Origin of the sequence: Micromonospora sp. NPDC005206, assembly GCF_040608175.1 — a bacterium.
In the GTDB taxonomy this organism is placed as follows: Bacteria; Actinomycetota; Actinomycetes; order Mycobacteriales; family Micromonosporaceae; genus Micromonospora.
Genome location: NZ_JBEXHU010000001.1, coordinates 244,019 through 266,573, shown reverse-complemented (window position 1 = coordinate 266,573; position 22,555 = coordinate 244,019). Strand labels below are relative to the sequence as shown.

General features: G+C 74.0%; 19 protein-coding genes and 1 pseudogene. 13 read left to right on the top strand and 7 right to left on the bottom strand.

Features of this window, described 5'->3' with window-relative positions; genetic code table 11:
• Positions 1-53: 53 nt before the first annotated feature.
• The 4 genes from ribA to ABZU69_RS01210 all read left to right on the top strand — a co-directional run bounded on the left by ribA (position 54) and on the right by ABZU69_RS01210 (position 5,162).
• Positions 54-737, top strand: a complete 684-nt coding sequence (gene ribA / locus ABZU69_RS01225; RefSeq protein WP_354962404.1) for a GTP cyclohydrolase II — start codon at positions 54-56, stop codon at positions 735-737.
• Complete coding sequence (locus ABZU69_RS01220) at positions 734-1,441, top strand: dihydrofolate reductase family protein (RefSeq protein ID WP_354962403.1); 708 nt, start codon at positions 734-736, stop codon at positions 1,439-1,441. Before ribA ends, ABZU69_RS01220 begins: the two co-directional genes overlap by 4 nt.
• A gap of 79 nt (positions 1,442-1,520) precedes the next feature.
• On the top strand, positions 1,521-2,144 hold the full coding sequence (locus ABZU69_RS01215; RefSeq protein ID WP_354962402.1) for a hypothetical protein: 624 nt from the start codon (positions 1,521-1,523) through the stop codon (positions 2,142-2,144).
• Positions 2,145-2,270: 126 nt separating this feature from the next.
• Positions 2,271-5,162 carry an Hsp70 family protein gene (locus ABZU69_RS01210; RefSeq protein ID WP_354962401.1) on the top strand — a complete coding sequence of 964 codons (2,892 nt, stop codon included), beginning with the start codon at positions 2,271-2,273 and terminating at the stop codon, positions 5,160-5,162.
• A 12-nt stretch (positions 5,163-5,174) separates the two neighbouring features.
• On the opposite strand, the gene ABZU69_RS01205 is transcribed toward ABZU69_RS01210, so the two are convergent.
• Entirely contained in the window at positions 5,175-5,615 is a 441-nt protein-coding gene (locus tag ABZU69_RS01205) for a Rieske (2Fe-2S) protein (protein WP_354962400.1), read from the bottom strand.
• Between the two features lie 203 nt (positions 5,616-5,818).
• Between ABZU69_RS01205 and ABZU69_RS01200 the strand changes: the two genes are divergently transcribed.
• Positions 5,819-6,391: a nucleosidase gene (locus ABZU69_RS01200; RefSeq protein ID WP_354962399.1), complete on the top strand. Its 573-nt coding sequence runs from the start codon at positions 5,819-5,821 to the stop codon at positions 6,389-6,391.
• A 10-nt stretch (positions 6,392-6,401) separates the two neighbouring features.
• On the opposite strand, the gene ABZU69_RS01195 is transcribed toward ABZU69_RS01200, so the two are convergent.
• Positions 6,402-7,580 (bottom strand): low temperature requirement protein A, encoded by a 1,179-nt coding sequence (locus ABZU69_RS01195; RefSeq protein WP_354962398.1) that lies wholly within the window; start codon positions 7,578-7,580, stop codon positions 6,402-6,404.
• A gap of 177 nt (positions 7,581-7,757) precedes the next feature.
• On the opposite strand from ABZU69_RS01195, the gene ABZU69_RS01190 reads away from it, so the two are divergent.
• The 3 genes from ABZU69_RS01190 to ABZU69_RS01180 all read left to right on the top strand — a co-directional run bounded on the left by ABZU69_RS01190 (position 7,758) and on the right by ABZU69_RS01180 (position 10,362).
• Positions 7,758-8,627 carry a S1 family peptidase gene (locus ABZU69_RS01190; protein WP_354962397.1) on the top strand — a complete coding sequence of 290 codons (870 nt, stop codon included), beginning with the start codon at positions 7,758-7,760 and terminating at the stop codon, positions 8,625-8,627.
• A 77-nt stretch (positions 8,628-8,704) separates the two neighbouring features.
• Entirely contained in the window at positions 8,705-9,748 is a 1,044-nt protein-coding gene (locus ABZU69_RS01185) for a sugar kinase (RefSeq protein ID WP_354962396.1), read from the top strand.
• Entirely contained in the window at positions 9,745-10,362 is a 618-nt protein-coding gene (locus tag ABZU69_RS01180; RefSeq protein ID WP_354962395.1) for a bifunctional 4-hydroxy-2-oxoglutarate aldolase/2-dehydro-3-deoxy-phosphogluconate aldolase, read from the top strand. Before ABZU69_RS01185 ends, ABZU69_RS01180 begins: the two co-directional genes overlap by 4 nt.
• A gap of 20 nt (positions 10,363-10,382) precedes the next feature.
• Here ABZU69_RS01180 and ABZU69_RS01175 read toward each other — a convergent pair whose 3' ends face one another.
• The 5 genes from ABZU69_RS01175 to ABZU69_RS01155 are packed head-to-tail and all read right to left on the bottom strand — an operon-like array spanning position 10,383 to position 15,825.
• Positions 10,383-10,955, bottom strand: coding sequence for a GNAT family N-acetyltransferase (locus ABZU69_RS01175; RefSeq protein WP_354962393.1), 573 nt, complete (start codon positions 10,953-10,955; stop codon positions 10,383-10,385).
• Positions 10,945-12,999, bottom strand: a complete 2,055-nt coding sequence (locus ABZU69_RS01170) for a penicillin acylase family protein (protein ID WP_354962391.1) — start codon at positions 12,997-12,999, stop codon at positions 10,945-10,947. The genes ABZU69_RS01175 and ABZU69_RS01170 overlap by 11 nt, the downstream gene beginning before the upstream one ends.
• On the bottom strand, positions 12,996-13,820 hold the full coding sequence (locus ABZU69_RS01165; RefSeq protein WP_354962390.1) for an ABC transporter ATP-binding protein: 825 nt from the start codon (positions 13,818-13,820) through the stop codon (positions 12,996-12,998). The genes ABZU69_RS01170 and ABZU69_RS01165 overlap by 4 nt, the downstream gene beginning before the upstream one ends.
• Before the next feature lie 29 nt (positions 13,821-13,849).
• Positions 13,850-14,878 carry an iron chelate uptake ABC transporter family permease subunit gene (locus ABZU69_RS01160; RefSeq protein WP_354962389.1) on the bottom strand — a complete coding sequence of 343 codons (1,029 nt, stop codon included), beginning with the start codon at positions 14,876-14,878 and terminating at the stop codon, positions 13,850-13,852.
• Complete coding sequence (locus tag ABZU69_RS01155; protein ID WP_354962588.1) at positions 14,875-15,825, bottom strand: iron chelate uptake ABC transporter family permease subunit; 951 nt, start codon at positions 15,823-15,825, stop codon at positions 14,875-14,877. The genes ABZU69_RS01160 and ABZU69_RS01155 overlap by 4 nt, the downstream gene beginning before the upstream one ends.
• Positions 15,826-16,071: 246 nt before the next feature.
• Between ABZU69_RS01155 and ABZU69_RS01150 the strand changes: the two genes are divergently transcribed.
• The 5 genes and pseudogenes from ABZU69_RS01150 to ABZU69_RS01130 all read left to right on the top strand — a co-directional run bounded on the left by ABZU69_RS01150 (position 16,072) and on the right by ABZU69_RS01130 (position 22,552).
• Positions 16,072-17,103, top strand: coding sequence for an ABC transporter substrate-binding protein (locus ABZU69_RS01150; RefSeq protein ID WP_354962388.1), 1,032 nt, complete (start codon positions 16,072-16,074; stop codon positions 17,101-17,103).
• A 191-nt stretch (positions 17,104-17,294) separates the two neighbouring features.
• A pseudogene (locus ABZU69_RS01145) lies at positions 17,295-18,769 on the top strand (aspartate aminotransferase family protein).
• Between the two features lie 29 nt (positions 18,770-18,798).
• Entirely contained in the window at positions 18,799-20,088 is a 1,290-nt protein-coding gene (locus ABZU69_RS01140; protein WP_354962387.1) for a lysine N(6)-hydroxylase/L-ornithine N(5)-oxygenase family protein, read from the top strand.
• On the top strand, positions 20,085-20,708 hold the full coding sequence (locus tag ABZU69_RS01135; RefSeq protein ID WP_354962386.1) for a GNAT family N-acetyltransferase: 624 nt from the start codon (positions 20,085-20,087) through the stop codon (positions 20,706-20,708). Before ABZU69_RS01140 ends, ABZU69_RS01135 begins: the two co-directional genes overlap by 4 nt.
• Complete coding sequence (locus tag ABZU69_RS01130) at positions 20,705-22,552, top strand: IucA/IucC family siderophore biosynthesis protein (protein ID WP_354962385.1); 1,848 nt, start codon at positions 20,705-20,707, stop codon at positions 22,550-22,552. Before ABZU69_RS01135 ends, ABZU69_RS01130 begins: the two co-directional genes overlap by 4 nt.
• Positions 22,553-22,555 lie beyond the last annotated feature (3 nt).

The following is a 22,555-nucleotide window of genomic DNA, read 5'->3' as shown; positions in this document are numbered from 1 at the left end:
TTGTGAGACGGTACGCGTCACCGCACGGTGGTGGCGCCGGACAAAGGAGTCCCATGCCCAAAGCATTGCCGGTCGCCACGGTCCGTACGCAGGTCACGGTGCCGCTGACCTTTCCCGACGGCTACGCCACGACCACCCGGGTGTTCTCGTTCAAGGGCCTGGTGGACGGCCGCGAACACCTGGCCCTTGGCCTCGGCGACTGGGCCGGCGCGCTGGACCGGCTCGCCGACGGTGGCGAGCCGCCACTGGTCCGCCCGCACAGCGAGTGTCTGACCGGCGACGTGTTCGGCAGCCAGCGCTGCGACTGCGGGCCGCAGTTGCGCGAGGCGGTGCAGCGGATCGCCGAGGCCGGCGGTTTCCTGCTCTACCTGCGCCAGGAGGGCCGGGGCATCGGCCTGTACGCCAAGCTCGACGCGTATGCCCTGCAGGACGCCGGGCTGGACACGTACCAGGCCAACGTCGCGCTCGGCCGGGGCGAGGACGAGCGGGACTACACCGCCGCCGCGCAGATGCTGGCCACCCTGGGTGTGCCTCGGATCCGGCTGCTCAGCAACAACCCGGACAAGGCGGAGCAGCTGACCCGCCTGGGTGTGGCGGTCGCCGAACGGGTGCCCACCGGCATCTTCCTCTCCCCGGCCAACGCCGACTACCTTGCCGCGAAGGCGGCCAAGGCTGCGGAGACCGAGGCGGACGCGGCTCCCGCTGGGCGTACCCCCGATCGGCCCGTCGCCCCATGAGCTGCCGGCCGGCGCTGGCGCGGCCGTACGTGCTGCTGAGCTGCGCCACCTCGATCGACGGGTACATCGACGACGCCTCCGACCAGCGGCTCCTGTTGTCCAACGCGGACGACCTGGACCGGGTCGACGCCGTCCGGGCCAGTTGCGACGCGATCCTGGTCGGTGCCGGCACCGTCCGCCGCGACGATCCCCGGTTGCTGGTGCGCGCGGCGGAGCGGCGGGCCGAGCGGGTGGCGGGCGGGCGGCCGGCCTCGCCCATCAAGGTCACCCTGACCGCCCGGGGCGACCTCGACCCGACGGCTCGGTTCTTCACCGCGGGCGACGCGCCCCGGCTCGTCTACTGCGCCAGCGACGCGCTGGAGAAGACCCGGGAACGGCTCGGCCGACTGGCCACCGTGGTGGACGCGGGCGAGCCGGTCGACCCCGGTTGGCTGCTGGCCGACCTGGCCGCCCGGGGCGTACGGCGGTTGATGGTGGAGGGGGGTGGGACGGTGCACGCCCAGTTCCTCACCGCCGGCCTCGCCGACGAACTGCACCTGGTGGTCGCCCCGTTCTTCGTCGGCGACGGCCGGGCGCCCCGGTTCGTCGGCGAGGGCAGCTTCCCCTGGCACCCGGGCCGCCGGGCCCGGCTGGCCGAGGCCCGCCAGATCGGCGACGTGGTCCTGCTCCGCTACGCCCTCTCCGACCGCTGCCCCGGCGACTGACGCCACGCCGGACCGGCCCACACCAGGTGGTTCGCCGCGAGTGCGGTGGCCGCCTCTCGGCCCGGTAGGGTCCCGGCGCATGGCTTCACGAGCGGTTCGGTCGGGTGTCGTTGCCGCGCTGTGCCTGCTCGCCATGCTGGCTGGCTGTAGCGGTGACCCGAGTGCGACTCCGCTCGCCAAGGGCTGTCATCCACCTGCCCACGAAGATGAACTACTCGCCGCCTACCTCGCTGAACCGGTCTTCGCCTTCCGCCCGCCGGAGGCGCTCGCGGTCGGCCCACCAGCGGTCGAGAAGGGTTGCCGGCAGGTAGGTGAACGCGAGAGCACCCGGATCAAGGGACAGCCCGTCGACGCGGGTCCCGGCGTCACCACCACCAGGGTCAGCCTGTTCTTCGCGCTCGACGTGGGCTTCGCCCAGGACAAGCTGGCCGAGATGTACGAGCCGGCCATCCTGGCCGCGGGCTGGAAGACGCAGCCGTTGGACCTGGCGCCCGTGCACAGCAGCGGCGACGGACAGGCCGGTCTGTACTACTGCAAGGACGTCAACGGCGTGCCAAGTTTCCTCTCGGTGTACGAGCGCTGGGTGGGCACGACCGACGGGCGGGCTTTTCCGGTCTCCCCGTCGCCGGAAGACTGGCCCGAGGCCGGGAGCCTGGAGGTCACCGTCACCGCCGTACGCGGGGTCCGCTGTACGACCCCCTGAGCGCTGGTGAACAGGCACCCGGGTAGGCCGGACCGACGCGACTCCGACCGACTGATCAGCCCGCCAGCACCGGATGCGTACCATGCGGGGCTGGGTTTCCCTCGTCGTGGCGGAGGTATCGGGTAGATGGCAGGCCAGCACGAGGGCTTCGCCCTCGGCGTCGACCTCGGTACGTCCAACACGGTCGCGGTGCTGCGCTGGCCGGACGGGCGGACCCGTCCGCTGCTGATGGACGGTCAGCCGGTCAGTCCGTCCGCCGTGTACGCCGACCCGGACGGCACGCTGCACGCCGGTTGGGACGCCCGCCGGTTGGCGCAGGCCGATCCGGCCCGGTTCGAGGCGAACCCGAAGCGTCGGGTGGACGAGCCGGGTGTGCTGCTCGGGGACCGCTCGTACCCGCCGGCCGAGCTGCTCGCCGCGGTGCTGGCGGCGGTCGCGCGGGCCGCGGTGGGCACCGTCGGCTTCCTGCCCCCGGCTGTGGTCACCTGCCCGGCGGCATGGGACGCCACGCGGCGCCAGGTGCTCGGCGACGCGCTCATGCGGGCCGGCTGGCCGCAGGCGGCCGAGCACACGCTCGCCGGGCCGACGCCGCCGGGCACCCGGCTGCTGCGCGAGCCGGTGGCCGCGGCCCGCTACTACACGCAGGTGCTGCACCGGCCGGTGCCGGTCGGCGGCGCGATCACGGTGTTCGACTTCGGCGGCGGGACGCTCGACGTCGCGGTGCTGCGCAACGAGGGCGCCGACCCGTGGGGTGACTCCGGCTTCCGCGTGGTGGCCGATGGTGGCCTGCCGGATCTCGGTGGCCTGGATCTGGACGCCGCGTTGGTGCGGCGGGTCGGCGAGCTGGTCGGTGACCGGCACGCCGCGCAGTGGGCCCGGCTGATTCACCCGACGGACCCGGCGCAGCGCCGCGACCAGGTCCGGCTCTGGGACGAGGTCCGGGGCGCCAAGGAGACGCTGTCCCGCTCGACGGTGGCGCCGGTCGCCGTGCCCGGCGTGGCCGAGGCGGTGCGGCTGACCCGGGCGGACGTCGAACGGGTGGCCACGCCGTTGCTGCGCCGCGCGGTCGACCGGGCCCGGGAGGTGATCGCCGCCGCGGGCCTCAGCCCCGAGCAGCTCGCCGGGTTGTTCCTGGTCGGCGGCTCGTCGCGGATCCCGCTGGTGGCCCGGATGCTGCACGCCGAGCTGGGGGTGGCGCCGACGGTGCTGGACCAGCCGGAGTTGCCGGTGGCCGAGGGAGCGCTGACCGACCTGCCGCTGCTCCGGCAACTGTCCGCGCCGGCGTACGCCGGACCGCCGCTCGCCCCGCCGAGCGCCCCGGCCGGACCGGCGCAGGCACCAGCCTCGCCAGCCGTACCGACGCAGGCCCCTGCGTCACCGGCCGGACCACCGTTCGCGCCGACCTCGCCCGCCGCGCCCGGTTCGACCGCGCCGACCATCCCGGCTGGGGCCGGTTCGACCGCGCCCACCGTCCCCGCCGAGGCCGCCCCGACCGTGCCGTCGCAGCACGGGTCGGTGTCGACGCTGCCGTCGGGGCCGTCCGGGTCAGGTTGGCCGGGGTTGCCGACGCCGACCGAACCAGAGCCGGCGGGCGTACCGGCGACCCTGGTCGGTGGCCACGGTGCCACCCCGCCGCCGACGCCCAACCGCGTCCCCGGGACGCGTTGGCGGCGGGCCCACTGGGTGGTGCTCGCCGCGGTGCTCGCCCTGGCCGGGGTGGCCACCGCGTCGACGCTCTACTTCCTCCGCGACCGCTACCCGGACCTGGAGTTCCGACCGCTGAGTGTGCTGTCCCGGCCGCATGCCGGCGCCGAGCGGCCGAGCGGCATGTGGACGGCGGTGCTCGAGGATCGGGCCTACCTCGGGTACCCGCTGCCGGACAAACGGCTCGAGGTGGTCGCCGTCGACACCGGCACCGGCGACGAGCTGTGGCGCAAGCCGACCAACGTCAGCGCCGACGACTGGACGGGGCTGGTGGCCGTCCCGGGGGCGGTCGCGGTCATCGCCGACGCGCCGGGCGACAGCACCCCCCGCCAGCTGGCCGTCCTCGACGGTCGCTTGGGCACGCAGCGCTGGAACCGCGCCATCCGTGGCGACGACAGCGTGTACTTCGCCGACGGCGTGGCGGTGCTGGTGGACCGGGCCGGCGACCGGCTGGTCGGCCTGCGGCTGAGCGACGGCCACGAGACGTGGACCGAGGCCAACCCCCGCGACCAGTACGGCGGCGGTCGCACCGTCGTCCGGCCGGTCAGCACCGATGGGGCGGCCGGCGGGCCGGCCTTCCTCGACGGCACGCCCCGCAACCCGTGGACGAGCAAGGGGCGGCGACTCGTGCAGATCGGTGCGGACCGGTCGGCGCGGTTGCTCGACATGGCCTCCGGCTCGGTGCTGCGTCAGTGGGGCAACGTCGCGGACCTCGACGACCTGGTGGTGGCACACGAGGACCGGCTCTACGTGGCGGCCAACGACGGCGGATACCAGCTGCTGGCGTACGACCTGAACTCCGACGCCACGCCCGTGGTTCTCTACCGGGCCGGGAACGACCAGCGCCGGCCGAAGGAGCTGGTGGCCTGCGGTGAGCGGCGGGCGTGCCTGCTGGAGGTGCCGAACAGCGAGGCCGAGCGCACCGAGGTGGTGGCGGCGACCGAGGGTAAGAGCCCGGTTCGGTGGGCGGCGCCGGGCGCGACCGGCCTGGTCCCGCTCGGCGCCCAACTGCTCGCCCAGCGGGAGAGCCCGGAGTCGACGGTCACTGTCTTCGACGCCGAGGGCAAGGCGGTGCTGCGCGACCGCCGCGGCGTGGCGGTCCGCCTCGACGAGGGCAACCTGCTGGTCTTCGCCAAGGCGCCCAGCACGGTGGCGGACAACCGGGTCCTGGCCGGCGTGTGGGCCGAGCCGGGCGCGGTCGACGAACTGGGCGAACTCCAGGACGTCCGCAGCGCGTCCTGCTCGTGGAACACCCGGGTGATCGCCTGCGGCGCCGACAAGGACTTCGTCCTGTACAGCTTCGTGGACGAGTAACCGCCGCGATCTTCAGGTGCGGACGATGTTCGTGCCCTCGACCCGGACCGGGATCTCGGTGAGCCCCCGCGTGGCGGGGCCGGCGAGGCGGGCGCCGTCGCTGGCCGAGAAGGTGGAGTTGTGCGCGGGGCAGGTGATCACCCCGTCCCGGGGTGCGCCGACCCGCGCGCCCTGGTGCGGGCAGGTCGCGTCGTACGCGGTGAAGGTGCCGGCCTCGGGCTGGACGACCAGCACACCGTCGACGACCGTGCCGCCGCCGACCGGCACGTCGCCGGTGCGGGCCAGCACGGTGCCGGGTGTGGCAGCCGCCTGACCGGTGGGGGAGTCGCCGGCGCCGCAGGCGCTCAGCAGTCCGGCCGCGCCGACCGCGCCGACACCGCTCAGCAGCGCTCGCCTGCTCAGGCACCAGCGGTCGTCGCGGAGGAACTCCTGCCCGTCGTACACCGTCGTCACCTCTCCGTCGGCGGACCGGACCGCCGTCGGTCCGCGCGCGGTCGCCGGTGTCGGCGGTGGCGCACCCGGACGGGTCCGGTGGCTCGCCGGGCCAGCCTGCCCCATCCGGCTGGGCGCGCGTTGCGAGCCAGCTGAATGATGGCTGGGCGCACGCCCGCCGAGGCCGAAACGCCCGCCTCCGGGACGGCCCGTACGATGCTGCGGTGATTCTTCGGGGTACGGTCCGGCTCGATCGTCCGCTGGTGGTGCTCGCCGTCGAGGAGGAGGCCCGGTACCTCCCGCCGGAGCTGCCGGTGCTGTTCACCGGGATGGGCAAGGTGAACGCCGCCAGCGCCGTGGCGGCGGTGCTGGCCGCCGGCCCGCGCCCCGCCCTGCTGCTGAACCTGGGCACGGCGGGGGCGTTGCGCCCAGGCTGGACCGGCATCCACGAGGTCGCCACGGTGCTCCAGCACGACCTGGACACCGCCCTGTTGCGCACGCTCACCGGCCAGACGTACGGCGCGCCGCTCCCGCTGGCCGCGGAGGGCGCCGTGCTGGCCACCGGCGACACGTTCGTGGCCGACGACGGCGCACGGGACCGGTTGGCGCAGCGCGCAGACCTGGTGGACATGGAGGGGTACGCGATCGCCTGGGCCGCCAACCAGGCTGGCGTGCCATGCCGGCTGGTCAAGCAGGTCAGCGACGAGGCGGGGGATGGTGCGGCCCGGACGTGGCGGGAGTCGGTCGACGCCTGCGCCCGGGACCTCGCCGAGTGGGCCACCCGACACCTCGCCTGACGGTCGCGGGTCAGTCGTTGCTTCGCCGCCACTCCAGCCCCGGCTTGGTCTCCCGACCCCCGCCGGGGGTCAGGATGTGACCGGCCAGCCCGGCCGCCACGACCACGGTGACCAGCAGCGGCGGCCAGCCGCCGGCCCACGGCAGCACCAGCAGCGGCAGGAGCTGCCAGGCCAACCGCCGCCACGGCACGTTGTTGGTCACCAACCAGGTGAACAGGACGCGCCCGAGCACGAACAGCAGCGGACCACCGACGATCAGCATGAGCCACCGCACCGGCGTCTCTCCCGTGGGCCGGGCGGCGACCAGGTCGAACGACGCCGCCGTGCCGACCACGCCGGTCAGCATCACCAGATGGGTGTACGGAGCCAGTCGGGACGCCTGCCTCGCTTCGACCCCGGCCAACAGGAACTGGCCGGCCCGGAAGACGTAGACCTGCCAGAGCAGCAGCATGATGGCGAAGGCGCAGAAGAGGGCGGTGAGCCGGAAGCGGTCGAACTGTGTCCGGCTGACCTCCAGGGTGGGCACCAGGATGATATCGCCGAGGGCCAGGATGATGAACTGCTGGTACCGCTCGCCCAGGTGCCCGGTGGTCCGGTCGTACTGCTCCATGGGCACCTGACCCAGCCAGGGCGTCGGGTACCGGACCGCCGCGAAGAACAGGTCGATCGCTATCGCCACGGCCCAGAGTCCCCAGTCCGGCGCGCCGGTCACCGCCCCGGCGATCCAGAAGACGCCGGAGACCACGAACCAGAACAGGAACCGCGTGGCCCGTTTCTTGGCCGCCTCATGCCGCTGCCGGTGCAACGAGGTGATCAGGACGACGCCGCGCACCACGTGCGTGGTGACGTACGCGATCGCGAAGACCATCGCGTGCCCTGCCGAGAGCATCGGCAGCGCCGCCGCCATCCCCACCGACCCCACCATGGCGACCATCAGGATGACCTGGATCGGGCGCTGATCAGGGTCGTAGAACTCGGTCGTGGTCGAGGTGACCGACCAGGTCCACCAGATGGCCGTCAGCGTCAGCAGCACCTCCGCGGCGCCGGTCCAGGATTCACGTTCGGCGATCAGCTTCGAGACCAAGGCGAGGGCGGCCACGAAGACCACGTCGAAGAGCAGCTCCAGCAGGGTGGCCCGGGCCGATCCGTCCGGGCGGCGCACCAGCGCCGCAGTGCCTCCGGTGGTCATGCCCGGCCTCCCGCCGCATCCTTCGAGGATTATCGGCGGCGACGGCGTGGCCCGTCCCCGGATCGACGATTCCCGCCGACCCCTGGTCAAGCGCGCGACCGGGCGTGGTTGCCATGGCGACAGCCGCCGGGCGATGCTTGACGGCATCCATATATCTCGATCTCTTTGGAGGTTCGGATGCTCCGCAGCCCGCTCGTCGCCCTCGTCCTGACCGCCCTCCTGCTCGTTGCGCCCGGCGCGGCGCAGGCCGCCGTCCCCGACCGCGCCGCCCCCGCCGCGCCCGTCGCCGACCCGGTGGCCGCGCTGGCCGGTGTACGCACACCCGGCACCGCCTGGGGCCTCGACCCGGCCACCGGCCGGATGACCCTCACCGTCGACGACACCGTGACTCCTGCCCAGGTGGCGGCGCTGCGGACGGTGGCCGACCGGGCCGGCGCGCTGCTGCGTCGGGAACCCGGAACGCTGCGCACCCTGATCGCCGCCGGACAGGGCGTCTACGGCGGTGGCAGCCGCTGCTCGCTCGGCGCGAACGTGCGCAGCGGCAGCACCTACTACGTGATCACTGCCGGCCACTGCACCACCGTCGCCAGCGCCTGGTACGCCGACAGCGCGCAGACCACCGTGCTCGGCACCCGTACCGCCACCAGCTTCCCCGGCAACGACTACGGCCTGATCCGCTACACCGGCCGGATCGCCCATCCCAGCGCGGTCTACACCTACCCTGGGCTGCTGACGATCTACGGCGCCGGCGGCGCGTACGTCGGTCAGGCGGTGTGCCGCAGCGGCGTCACCACCGGCGTGCGCTGCGGCACCGTCACCGGCCTCAACCAGACCGTCAACTACGCCGGCGGCAACGTGGTCTACGGCCTGATCCGTACCAACATCTGCGCGGAGCCGGGGGACAGCGGCGGCCCGCTCTACGTGGCCGCCACCGGCATGATCATCGGCATCCTCTCCGGCGGCAGCGGCAACTGCACCTCCGGCGGCACCACCTATTACCAGCCGATCGGGGAGGTGCTGGCCGCGTACGGGCTGACGCTGCCCTGACCTCGTCGCGATGCAGTTGCTCGTCCCGCGCGACGCGCCTAGGCTCGGCGCACCCCGAACCCTCGCCCGGAGGACGTGTGCCGACCCCCGACGCCCGACCCGACTCCGCGACCGCTCCGGCCGGTTCCCCGTCGGTCGAGGTCGCCACGGTGGGGGAGACCATGGTCGTGCTGTGCCCCGCGCCGGGCGAGCCACTGGAGCACGCCGAGCGGGTCGCCGTCTCGGTCGGCGGCGCGGAGTCCAACGTGGCCGGTTACCTCGCCCGGCTCGGGCACCGGGCGGCCTGGGTCAGCCGGGTCGGCGACGACCCCTTCGGCCGGGCCGTCGTCCGACACGTCGCCGCCGCCGGCGTCCGGGTGGATCTGGTGACTGTGGATCCGGCGGCCCCCACCGGGCTGTACGTCAAGGACCCGGGCGCGACGGCGACCGAGGTGCACTACTACCGGGCCGGCTCGGCCGCCTCCCGAATGGGCCCCAGCACCTTGGCCGACCAGCGGCTGGCCGGCGCCCGGGTGCTGCACCTGTCCGGGATCACCCCCGCGCTCTCCGCCCCCTGTCGAGCACTGGCCGAGCACGCGGTGACCGACCGGCCGCTGCCGGGCGCGCTGGTCAGCTTCGACGTCAACCACCGGGCCCGGCTCTGGCCGGCCGACCGGGCCGCGTCGGTGCTGCGCGACCTCGCCGACCGCAGCGACCTGGTTTTCGTCGGTCAGGACGAGGCGGACGCGCTGTGGGGCACGGACGATCCGGCGGCGGTGCGCCGCCTGCTGCCCGGGCCGGAGACGGTGGTGGTCAAGGATGGCGCGGTGGGGGCCATCGCGCTGTGCCGCGACGCCGAGCCGGTCTTCGTCCCGGCGCCGCGGGTGGCGGTGGTGGAGCCGGTCGGCGCCGGAGACGCGTTCGCCGCCGGCTACCTCGCCGGGCTGCTGCGCGGCCTCGACACGGTACGGCGGCTGCGTCTCGGGCATCTGGTCGCGGCCCAGGCGTTGGGCAGCAGCGGCGTCAACGCGCCGGTGCCGCCGTGGGCCTGGTTCGACCAGCTGCTGGACGCCCCCGCCGAGGCCTGGTCGCCGCTGGACCTGGCCCGGCTTCCAAGCGATCTCGGATGGAGTGGATCATGAGCACAGCGGACTTCGGCGACGTCTTCGGCACGGCCCGGGTGATGGCGATCCTGCGCGGCCTGCCGGTGGCGGAGACCGTCCGGCTCGCCGGCCGCGCCTGGGACCTTGGCATCGACGTGGTCGAGGTGCCGGTGGCGACCGCCGACGCGGTGCCGGCGCTGCGCGCGGCCGTCGAGGCGGGCGCCGAGCGCGGCCGGATCGTCGGCGCCGGCACCGTGCTCGACGTGGAGCAGGTCGCGGCCGCGGCCGACGCCGGGGCCGCGTTCACCGTCGCGCCCGGCCTGGATCTCGCGGTCGCCGACGCCGCTGCCGCGCGCGGCCTGCCGCACCTGCCGGGCGTGGCCACGCCGACCGAGGCACAGCAGGCGTTGCGACACGGCCTCACCTGGCTCAAGGCGTTCCCCGCGATCTCCCTCGGACCGGGCTGGTTCCGGGCGGTCGCCGGCCCGCTGCCGCAGCTACGGTTCGTCGCCACCGGTGGCCTCGACGCGGGCAACGCCGGTGCGTTCCTCGACGCCGGCGTACGGGTCGTGGCGGTCGGCTCGGCGCTGGCCGATCCCGATCAGCTGGACCGGCTGTCCGAGCTGGTCGCCCTCGGAACCTCCGCCCGCTGATCCCGGTTCGCCGCCCGGCGTCAGCCGGTGGCCGCCGGTCGGTCGAGAAAGAGCAGCCGGGCGCGCTTCTCCGGCAGGTCGATCAGCGGGCCGGGCCGGAAGCCGGCGCGCACGAACCGGTCGACGGCCTTGTCGTTGCGGGCGTCCGGCTCCATGACGACCCGCAGGCGGCCGGGGTCGGCGAGGACGAAATCCAGGATCGCGCCGAACAGCGTGCCGGTGAAGCCGCGCTCGACCGTCACCGGTGGCCCGATCAGCAGGTGGACGCCGACGTCGCCGGGAAGCACGTCGTAGCGCTCGCCGACCGGGTCGGCCTCCGGCTGGTAGGTCTGCGCCAGCGCCACCGGCACGCCGTCGCGGTGCACCAGGTACGCGTGGTGGGTGGCCAGCGAGTCCAGGTACGCGTAGATCTCGTGCACCCGCTCACGGCTCGCCTCGCGCATCCCCCAGAACCGGGCCCGCTCCTGGGTCACCCAGGCGTGCAACAGGTCGGCGTCCTCGTCGGGCCGCACCGGCCGGATGGTCACCAGCCCAAAAGCGGGGATGTCCCGCCGGTGGCGGTGTCGATCGGCGGTCCTGGTGTCAGTGCTCATCACGCTCCTCGGTGAGCTTCTCCCAGCCCGTGGTCACCGGCAACAGCTCCCCGGCCAGCCAGGCCGGGCTCTGGTCGTCGTGGTGCGGGTCGCCGGGCACCCCGCAGGCGCCCAGCGGGACCACCCAGCGGCTGTCGTCCCGCCGGGCCAGGTCCCACACGAAACGCGCGGCCGGTCCCCGGAAGCACCAATGGGTCACCCCGGGCACGCTGGAGGTGGACAGCACGCAGTCGTGGTCGCCGCCGAGGCGGGGGCCGGGGCCGGCGTCCGGGTCGGGCAGCGCCCGCCACGGCGCCAACCGGTGCAGGTCTCCCCAGCGCACCTGCCCGTCCGCCGCGCCCGCGACCTCCTCGGCCGCCGTGCGGACCAGCGCCGCCACGTCCACGCCGGGCAGCCGGGCGCCGCCGAGCAGGTGCGACAGCGCGTAGCCGACCCGCGGCGTCAGTGCCAGCCAGGGCGCGAACACCTCCGGGTACGCCGGCGGCTCGGCCAGCGCGGCCAGCGCCGGGTGGGCAGCCAGCCGGCGTACGACGGCCGACCGCAGCACGGCGAAGTCCGCGGCGTCGGTGCTGTCGGCGGCCATCCGCCGGTCCCAGCGCAGCAGGCGTTCACGCAGCGCGTCGGCATCCGGACCGAGCCCGGTCACCCCGGCCAGGATCGCCAGCAGCGGACCGGCCGACGCCAGGTACGTGTCGGTGTGCACGGCGGCCAGGCGCTCGGCCGTCCAGGCGTGGCCGGCGTCGAGCAGCTCGGCGATCCGGTGCGCCCGGTGCGGCGGGGCGAACTCGACACCCAGCGGCGCCGCCAGCCCCCGCTCGTTGGCCATCACCGCACGGCCGGCCACGTCGGCCCGGGGCAGCGGCGCGTACCAGCCGCGCCAGGCGTACTCGGCCCGCCAGGCCGGGACCACCCCCCGGCCGTTCTCCGGATTCCGCACCGGCACCGCGCCGGCGACCCGGTGCAGCAGCCCGCCGGCGGTGTCCGCCGCCTGCACCACGTTGACCGGCTCCACCCAGTGCCGCAGTGCCCGGTCCACGTCCGCCACGCTCCGGGCGCGCAGCAGCTCCGGCAACGCCGCGAACCCCAGCTCGGCGCGGACGCGGGGAGGGTAGCGGAGGCTGATGGCGCTGGACTCGTCCGGCCCGCCGACGATCACCGGGCCTCGCTCGGTCTCCACCACCTCGACCTCGACCGGGTCCGCCCCAGCCACCTCGATCGTCTCGACGTGGGTGTGTGCCGGTCGCCAGCCGTCCGGGCCGAGCGCTTCGACCACCGGGCGCTGCCGGCGCAGCCGCTCGGCGTACAGGTCCTGGTAGTCGGCCATCGCGTTGGTGATCGCCCAGGCCACTGCGCCGGCGTGCGCGAAGTGCGCGATGCCCGGCACACCCGGCATCGCCAGCCCGACCACGTCGTACTCCGGGCAGGCCAACCGGATCTGCTGGTAGACGCCGGGATCCTCGATGAACCGGTGCGGGTCGCCGGCGAGCAGCGCCGCCCCGGTGCCGGTCCGTTCGGCCGCGAGCAGCCATCCGTTGCTGCCGGCGACGGCCGGCCCGTCGGTGGCGAACAGGTCCCGCGCGTCCGGGCCGAGCCGGCGCGCCACGTGCTCGCGCCAGAGCTTGCTGGGGAACCCCGCGAACAGGAGGTGGTGACCCAGCCAGATGGCCAGCGGCGTCCACGGCTGCCACCGGCCCGGGCTCAGCCCTGTGGCGGCGAACTCGGGAGCGCGGGCCGCCCCGGCGGCGAGGCCGGCGTTCACCCCGGCCACGTACGCGCCCACCCAGGCGGCGGTCGCCGGGTCGAGCGCGGCGTGGCAGCGGCGGGCGGTGTCGTCGAGCCGGACCTGCCGGGCGAACCGGTCCCAGCCGAGCGCGTCAGCGCCGAGGAAGGCGGCGCTGGTGCCCTGCGCCCGGTGCCGTTCCACCTCGATCTGCCACGCCCGGTCGTACGCGGTCACCCGGCCCTGCGCCGTCGCCAGGGCGAGCGGGTCGCCGGCCCGCAGGTGCGGCACACCCCACCGGTCGCGGAACCGCTCAGCGTTCACGCCGGCTCCGGGGCGGGCACGGTGGCCCGGCGCCGGGCGGCGGGGATGACCAGCGGGGTGCCGGTCTCCGGGTCGTCGATCACCCGGCAGGGCAGCCCGAACACCTCGGCCACCAGGTCCGCGGTGACCACCGAGGCCGGCTCGCCGGCGGCCACCACCCGCCCGTCGCGCATGGCGATGAGGTGGGTGGCGTAGCGGGCGGCGTGGTTGAGGTCGTGCAGCACAGCGACCAGCGTGCGCCCCTGCTCCTCGTGCAGCCGGGCGCAGAGGTCCAGGATCTCGATCTGGTGGGCGATGTCGAGATAGGTGGTCGGCTCGTCGAGCAGCAGCAGGGGGGTCTGCTGGGCCAGCGCCATGGCGATCCACACCCGTTGCCGCTGCCCGCCGGAGAGCTCGTCCACCGACCGGTCGGCGAGGTCGGCGACCCCGGTGGCGGCCATCGACTCCTCGACGACCCGCTCGTCCTCCCGGGACCACTGCCGCAGCAGCCCCTGGTGTGGGTACCGGCCCCGGGCGACCAGTTCGGCGACGCTGATCCCGTCCGGCGCGATCGACGTCTGCGGCAGCAGGCCGAGGGTGCGGGCCACCTTCCGGGCGGGCACGTCGTGGATGTCCCGCCCGTCCAGCAGCACCGCGCCGGTGGTCGGGCGCAGCATCCGGGACAGGGCGCGCAGCAGGGTCGACTTGCCGCAGGCGTTCGGGCCGATGATCACCGTGAACGACCGGTCGGGCACCGCCACGGTCAGGTCCTCGGTGATGGTGCGCCGATCGTAGGCGAGGGTCAGCGCGGTGCCGCCGAGCCGTGAACTGCCGGGGTGCATGGATGCTCCTTCGAAGGCGTCGCGGGTGTTCACAGCCGACCCGCCCGGCGTTCCATGGCCAGCAGCCACACCAGGTAGCCGCCGCCGATCACCCCGGTCACCACACCGACCGGAAGCTGGTGCCCGGTGAAGGCACGCTGGGCCAGCAGGTCGGCACCGACCAGCAGCGCCGCGCCGACCGCCATCGACGGCACCAGGTTCGGGCCCGGCGCGCGGGTCAACCGCTTCGCCACGTGCGGCGCGACCAGCGCCACGAAGGACACCGGCCCGGCGGCGGCCGCGGCGAACGAGACCAGCAGCACCGCGGCGGCGAGCAGCACCAGGCGCAGCAGCCGCACCGGCACGCCGAGGGCGCTGGCCGTGTCGTCGCCCAGTTCCATCATTCGCAGCGCCGGGGCGCAGCCGATGAGCACCAGCGGTGCCAGCACGGCCACGACGGCGAGCAGCGGCCCGGCGTTGGCCCAGCCCCGGCCGTCCAGGCTGCCGGTGAGCCAGAGCACGGCGCGGGCGGCGTCCATCAGTGGCGCCCGGGTCAGCAGGTAGCCGTTGACCCCGGTGAGGATCGCGGCGACGCCGATGCCGACCAGGATCAGCCGGTGACCGTGCACCCCGCGCCGCCAGGCGAGCGCGTAGATCAGCACGCCGGTGCCGAGCCCGCCGGCCACCGCCGCGCCGGCCAGCGCCAGGCTGCCGCCGCCGAGGACGACCACCACCAGCGCGCCGGTCGCCGCGCCCTGGGTGAAGCCGAGCACGTCGGGGCTGCCCAGCGGGTTGCGTACCAGGGACTGGAACACGGTGCCGGCCAGCGCCAGCGCCGCGCCGACCAGCAGGGCGGTGACCAACCGGGGCAGCCGCAGCTCCCCGACGATGAACTGCTCGGCCGGTGTGCCGCCGCCGGTCAACGTGCGCAGCACGTCGGCCGCGCCCATCGGGTAGTCGCCGCTGCCCAGGGCGACCAGACCCAGCCCGGCGGCGAGCAGCGCGGCACCGGCGCCGACGATCAGCGCGCGGGGGCGGAAGCGCAGCGAGAGCCCGCCCGGGGTACGGAGGACGGTCATGGGTGGGCCACCCGTCCGCGGGTGACCAGCCAGAGGAAGAGGGGGCCGCCCAGCACGGCGGTGACCATGCCGACCTGGAGTTCACCCGGCCGGCCCAGCACCCGGCCCAGCACGTCGGCGCCGAGCAGCAGCACCGGTGCGAGCACCGCGCAGTACGGCAGCAGCCAGCGCAGGTCGGGGCCGATCAGGGCGCGGACCAGATGCGGCACCAGCAGCCCGACGAAGACGATCGGGCCGCAGGCCGCGGTCGCCGCGCCGCAGAGCAGGGTCACCGCGACGATCACGGCGGCCCGGATCAGCGCGGGTCGGGCGCCCAGGGCGCGCGCGGCGTCGTCGCCGAGCGCGAGGGCGTTCAGCGGGCGGGCGGCGCCGAGCGCGACCAGCAGGCCGACCAGGATGAACGGCAGCACCCGGGTCACGGTCGCGGAGTCCGCACTGGCCAGTGAGCCGACCGTCCAGAACCGCAGCCGCTCCAGCGAGGCGGTGTCCAGCAGCATCACCGCGCTCACGTACGAGTAGAGGGTGGCGTTCAGCGCCGCGCCCGCCAGCGCGAGGCGGGCCGGAGTGGCCCCGCGTCCGCCACCCACGGCGTAGACCAGCGCGGTGACCACCGCCGCGCCGAGCAGCGCGAACCAGACGTACCCGCCGATGGCCGTGACGCCCAGGAAGGCGGCGGCGGAGGCGACGGCGGCGGAGGCGCCGGCGTTGATGCCGAGCAGCCCGGGGTCGGCGAGCGGGTTGCGGGTGAGGGCCTGCATCACCGCGCCGGCGACCCCGAGCGCCGCGCCGGCGATCAGCCCGAGCAGGGTGCGTGGCAGGCGCATCCGGTGCACCACGGCGTACTCGGTGGCGTCGCGGTGCAGCAACCCGGACCAGACGTCGCCGAGTGACATGGACTTCGCGCCGACCGCGATGCTGAGCAGCAGGACCACGCCGAGCAGCGCCACGGCGCCGATCAGGCCGGTGGCGCGGGCCGCGTCGCGACCGCGCCGCACCGGCGGTGGTGCGAGGGGTGGTGCCGCCAGGTCAGCTGGCACGGTTGGTGCCGGTCTGGTGACGGAGGGTGTGGCGTCCAGTGTGGGCTCCGGGGTGTGGCGACACGACGTACCGATGTTGACAACGAACGAGGTTAGGCTAACCTAACCCCGCCGTCCTGGTCGACCCCGGCCGTCCCCTGATCGAAAGACAACACCATGCCCGATGCCCTGTCCGCCCGTCGCCTCTCCCGTCGTGGCCTGCTGGCCGCCGGTGGCGCCGCCACGCTGGCCGCCCTGCTCGCCGGCTGTGGCAAGGACGACGCCCAGAAGCCCGACGCCAGCAACGGAAGTGGCCCCTGGTCGTTCACCGACGACCGCAACCAGAAGATCGAGGTGGCGGCTCGTCCGACCCGCGTGGTGGCCTTCACGGGGGTAGCGGCCGCACTGATCGATTTCGGTCTCGACAAGCAGCTCGTCGGCGTGTTCGGCGAGACCAAGCGCGCCGACGGCACGGCCGAACCGCAGGCCGGCGACCTGAACATCGAGGCCGTGGAGATCCTCGGCAACGTGTGGGGCGAGTTCAGCCTGGAGAAGTACGCGGCGCTGCGCCCCGAGCTGCTGGTCACGCACATGTACGACCCGGACGCCCTCTGGTACGTGCCGGACGAGAGCAAGACCAAGATCCTGCCGCTGGCGCCGAGCGTGGCGATCACCACCGCCCGGGTGCCGATGACCAAGCCCATCGAGCGGTACGCCGCGCTGGCCGAGTCGCTCGGCGCGGACCTGTCCGCGAAGAAGGTCACCGACGCAAAGGCCCGCTTCGAGGCCGGCGCCGAGGCGGTCCGCCAGGCCGTCAAGGCCAACCCGGCGATCAAGGTCATGGCCTGCTCCGGCAGCCCCGACCTGTTCTACGTCTCCAACCCCAAGGTGAGCACCGACCTGATGTACTTCGCCGAGCTGGGCGTGGACATCGTGGTCCCCACCAAGCTCGAAGCCGGCGACTACTTCGAGGCGCTGAGCTGGGAGAACGCCGGCAAGTTCCCGGCCGACCTGATCCTGCTGGACAACCGCAGCACCGCCCTGCAGCCCAAGGACCTCACCGCCAAGCCCACCTGGCAGCAGCTGCCGGCGGTCAAGGCCAACCAGGTGACCCCGTGGGACACGGTGCCCCGCTTCTCGTACGCCGGCTCCGCGCCGCTGCTGGAGAACCTCGCCACCGCCATCCGGAACGCGAAGAAGATCAGCTGACGCCATGACCGCCTGACCGGCGACCCAATCGAAGGCAGCACGGCCCCCGGCGCTCGACCGCGCCGGGGGACGGTTCCGGCTGCCCATCGTCGAGAACGTGGAGGACATCCGTGACCCTGCCGACGTACCCCGTCGAGACCACCGCGCCGCCATCGGCACCGGCCACCGCGCCGGCAGTCGCGCGGGCCCAGCTGCTGCACGGCGACTCGGTCGAGCAGTACCGGCGGACACTCGCCGACGGCGTCGACCGGGTCGCCCGCCGGGTGGCCACCGTGGACCGGCCCGGCACCGGGATCACCCCGGCCGAGCTGGCGCCCGTGGTCGATGGCGTCGACCTGGACCGACCCCTGGGCGACGCGGACGCCGCGCTGGACGAGCTGGAGGACGTCTACCTGCGCGACGCCGTCTGGTTCCACCACCCCCGCTACCTCGCCCACCTCAACTGCCCGGTGGCCATCCCGGCACTGCTCGGCGAGGCGGTGCTCACCGCCGTGAACTCCTCCCTGGACACCTGGGACCAGAGCGCCGGGGCCACCCTCATCGAACGGCGCCTGATCGACTGGACCGCCGCGCGGGTCGGCCTCGGCCCCACCGCCGACGGCGTCTTCACCACCGGGGGCAGCCAGTCCAACCTCCATGCGCTGCTGCTGGCCCGGGAGGAGGCGTGCGCCGCCGCGACCACTCCGGCGGCCCGCGCCGACCTGCTGCCCCGCCTGCGTGTCCTCACCTCCGCGGCCGGTCACTTCAGCGTGCAGAAGTCCGCCAAGCTGCTCGGCCTGGCCCCGGACGCGGTGCTCGCGGTGCCCACCGACCCGCAGCGCCGCATCCGCCCGACCGCCGTCCGCGACGAGATCGCCCGGTGCCGGCAGGCCGGGCTGGTGGTCATGGCGGTCGTCGGCACCGCCGGCACCACCGACTTCGGCTCCATCGACCCGCTCGCCGACCTGGCCGGGGTCTGCGCGGCAGCCGGGGTGTGGCTGCACGTCGACGCCGCGTACGGCTGCGGCCTGCTGGTCTCGCGGACCCGGCGGCACCTGCTCGACGGCATCGATCGGGCCGACTCGGTGACCGTCGACTACCACAAGTCGTTCTTCCAGCCGGTCAGCTCCAGCGCGCTGCTGGTGCGCGACCGGCGGGTGCTGCGGCACGCCACGCCACCTACCACGCCGACTACCTCAACCCGGCGCGGATGGTGGAGCAGCGGATCCCCAACCAGGTCGACAAGAGCCTGCAGACCACCCGCCGCTTCGACGCGCTGAAGCTCTGGCTGACCCTGCGGGTGATGGGCCCGGACGCGCTCGGCGCGCTCTTCGACGAGGTGGTCGACCGGGCCGCCGACGCCTGGGAGTTGGTCAGCGAGGATCCCCGCTTCGAGGTCGTGACCCGCTCGGAGCTGAGCACGGTGGTGTTCCGTTACCTGCCCACCGGCCCTGCCCGGGAGTTCGCCGACGCGGCCAACCTGCACGCCCGGGAGGCGCTGGCCGCCTCCGGCGCCGCGCTCGTCGCCGGGACCCGGGTGGACGGCCGGCACTTCCTGAAGTTCACCCTGCTGAACCCGGCCACGACTCTCGACGACGTCGGGCACGTGCTCGAACTGATCGCCACCCACGCCGGCCGGTACGTGCACGACCGTACCGCCGCCGACCTGACCTGCCACGTCGGCTGATGCCGGCGAACCCGCGCCTGGAGGGCCGGATGTCCACCCACGACTTCATCGCCATCGGGCTGGGCCCGTACAACCTGGGCCTGGCCTGCCTCACCGCGCCGATCGACGAGCTGGACGGGGTGTTCCTGGAGGCCCGGCCGAGCCTGGCCTGGCACCCCGGCATGCTGCTGGAGTCGGCCCGGTTGCAGACCCCGTTCTTCGCGGACCTGGTCAGCCTCGCGGACCCCACCTCGCCGTACTCCTTCCTCAACTACCTGAAGGAGATCGGCCGGCTCTACCCGTTCTACATCCGGGAGAGCTTCTACCCGCTGCGCAGCGAGTACGACGCCTACTGCCGGTGGGCTGCGGCGAAGCTGCCGAGCCTGCGCTTCGGCCAGACGGTCACCACCGTGGAGTACGACCCCGCCGACGAGGGGTACGTGGTGCGGGCCAGCACCGCCGCGGGGGAGACGGTCGAATACCGGGCCCGGCACCTGGTGCTCGGCACCGGCACCCCGCCGCACCTGCCGCCCGCCGTCGCCGCGCTGCCCGGCGACGCGGTGCACAACTCGCGCTACCTGGAGCACCGGGACGCGCTGCGCACCAAACGCAGCATCACCGTGGTGGGCAGCGGGCAGAGCGCCGCCGAGATCTACCACGACCTGCTCGGCGACCTCGACCGGTACGGCTACCAACTGAACTGGGTGACCCGCTCGCCGCGGTTCTTCCCCCTCGAATACACCAAGCTGACTCTGGAGATGACGTCACCGGACTACGTGGACTACTTCCACGCGCTGCCCGAGGCGACCCGCTACCGGCTGGAGTCCGAGCAGAAGGGGCTGTTCAAGGGGATCAACGCGGACCTGATCAACGACATCTTCGACCTGCTCTACGCGCACAGCGTCGACGGGCCGGTGAACACCCGGCTGCTCACCAACACCGAGCTGACCGGCGCCGACCACCACGACGGGGCGTACACGCTCGGGTTGCGTCAGGTGGAGCAGGAGCGCGACTTCACCCTGCGGACCGAGGGCCTGGTGCTGGCGACCGGTTACCACTACCGGGTGCCGGAGTTCCTCACGCCGGTGCGCGACCGGATCCGCTGGGACGCGCGCGGCCGATTCGACGTGGCCCGCAACTACAGCATCGACCACACCGGCCGGGGCATCTTCCTGCAGAACGCGGGCACCCACACGCACAGCATCACCTCACCGGACCTGGGCATGGGCGCGTACCGCAACTCGTGGATCATCCGGGAGCTGCTCGGCCGGGAGCACTACCCGATCGAGAAGAGCATCACCTTCCAGGAGTTCGGCGCGCCCGCCGGGGTGGCGTCGTGACCGTCGTCTACACCCGCGTCGACGACCGGCTCGGTGAGTTCACGCTGCGTACCCTCGACCCGGACGCCGACGCCGCGCTGCTGCACGCCTGGGTGACCCACCCGAAGGCGGCGTTCTGGCTGATGCAGGACGCCGACCCGGCCGGGGTGGCCGAGGAGTACCGGCGGATCGCCGCCCACCCGCACCACGACGCGTACCTCGGCCTGTGCGACGGACGTCCGGCCTTCCTGGCCGAACGCTACGACCCGGCGCGCGTCGAGCTGGTCGGCCTGTACGACGCCCAGCCCGGCGACGTGGGCATGCACTTCCTCTGCGCGCCCACCGGCACCCCCGTGCACGGCTTCACCCGGGCGGTCATCACCACCGTCATGGCCTGGCTCTTCGCCGACCCGGCGACCCGCCGGGTGGTGGTCGAGCCGGACGTGCGCAACACCGCCGTGCACGCGCTGAACGCCGCCGTCGGTTTCGAGGTCGTCGGCGCCATCGCCAAGCCCGAGAAGGAGGCGCTGCTGAGCGTCTGCACCCGGGCCCGGTTCCACGCCGCGACCGACCAGGCAGCGGCCGACCGGGCCGCCACAGACCGCGCAGCCGCCACCCGAACCGAAGGAGCCCCGGCGTGACCGCCACCGCCGTCCCCACCCAGCCGTCCTCCGCCGCCGCCTCGGCCGCCGTCGACCCGGTCGGGCATCTCACCCCGCAGCGCTGGGCCCGGGCCAACCGGCTGCTGGTCCGCAAGGCGCTCGCCGAGTTCACCCACGAACGGCTGATCACCCCGGAGCCCGTCCCGGTCACCACCGACGACCGGCAGTGGTACGAGGTCCGCAGCGACGACGGCGCGGTCACCTACCGGTTCGCCGCGCGGGTGTTCGCCCTGGCGCACTGGCAGATCGACCCGGACAGCATCACCCGGCACCGCGACGGGGTCGCCCTGCCGCCCGACGCGGTCGACCTCATCGTCGAGCTGCGCGACACTCTCGGGCTCTCCGCGCGGGTGCTTCCGGTCTACCTGGAGGAGATCACCTCCACCCTCGCCGGCACCGCGTACAAGCTGGCCCGCCCCGCGCCGGACGCCGCCGAGCTGGCCGGGGCGGACTTCCAGACCATCGAGACGTCGATGACCGAGGGCCACCCCTGCTTCGTGGCCAACAACGGCCGGCTCGGCTTCGGCGTCGACGAGTACCACCGGTACGCCCCGGAGGCCGCCGCGCCGGTCCGACTGGAGTGGCTGGCCGCACACCGGGACCACTCGACGTTCAGCAGCGCCGCCGACCTCGACTACGACACGCTGATCGAGGGTGAGCTGGACGTCGACACCCGGGCCCGGTTCGCCGCGACGATGGCCGGCCTGGGGCTGGATCTCGCCGACTACCACCTGATCCCGGCGCACCCGTGGCAGTGGTGGAACAAGCTGGCGGTCACCTTCGCCGGCGAGCTGGCCGAGCGGCGGCTCGTGCACCTCGGCCCCGGGTCGGACGAGTACCTCGCCCAGCAGTCCATCCGCACCTTCTTCAACGTCACCGAGCCGGGCCGGCACTACGTGAAGACCGCGCTGTCGGTGCTGAACATGGGCTTCATGCGCGGTCTGTCGGCCGCGTACATGGCGGCCACGCCGGCCATCAACGACTGGCTGGCGGACCTGATCGCGGGGGACGAGGTGCTGGCCGGCACCGGGCTGACGGTCATCCGGGAGCGGGCCGCGGTGGGCTACCGGCACCGGCAGTACGAGGCGGCCACCGACCGCACCTCCCCGTACCGGAAGATGCTGGCCGCGCTGTGGCGGGAGAGTCCGGTCCCCGGCCTGGCGCCGGGCCGGCGACTGACCACCATGGCCGCGCTGCTGCACGTGGACAGTGACGGCGGCTCGCTGGCCGCGGAGCTGATCGCCCGGTCCGGGCTGGCGCCCGAGGTGTGGCTTCGCCGCTACCTGGACGCCTACCTGACCCCGCTGCTGCACAGCTTCTACGCCCACGATCTGGCGTTCATGCCGCACGGCGAGAACGTCATCCTGGTCCTCGACGAGCGGGACACCGTCGAGCGGGTGATCTTCAAGGACATCGCCGAGGAGATCGCGGTGATGAGCACCGAGGTCGAGCTGCCGCCCGCGGTGGAGCGGATCCGGGTCGAGGTGCCCGACGACACCAAACTGCTGACCATCTTCACCGACGTGGTCGACTGCTTCCTGCGCCACCTCAACGCGGTGCTGGTCGAGGCCGGAGTGCTGGCCGAGGACGCCTTCTGGCGTACGGTCGCGGCCTGCGCCGCCGACTACCTGGACCGGGTGCCGCACCTGGCCGAGCGTGCCCGCCGCTACGACCTGTTCGCCCCGGAGTTCGCGCTGTCCTGCCTCAACCGGCTGCAACTGCGCGACAACCAGCAGATGATCGACCTGGCCGACCCGTCGGCCGCCCTCCAGTTCGTCGGCACGCTGACCAATCCGCTGGCCCGCTACGCGCCGGCCCGGTGACAC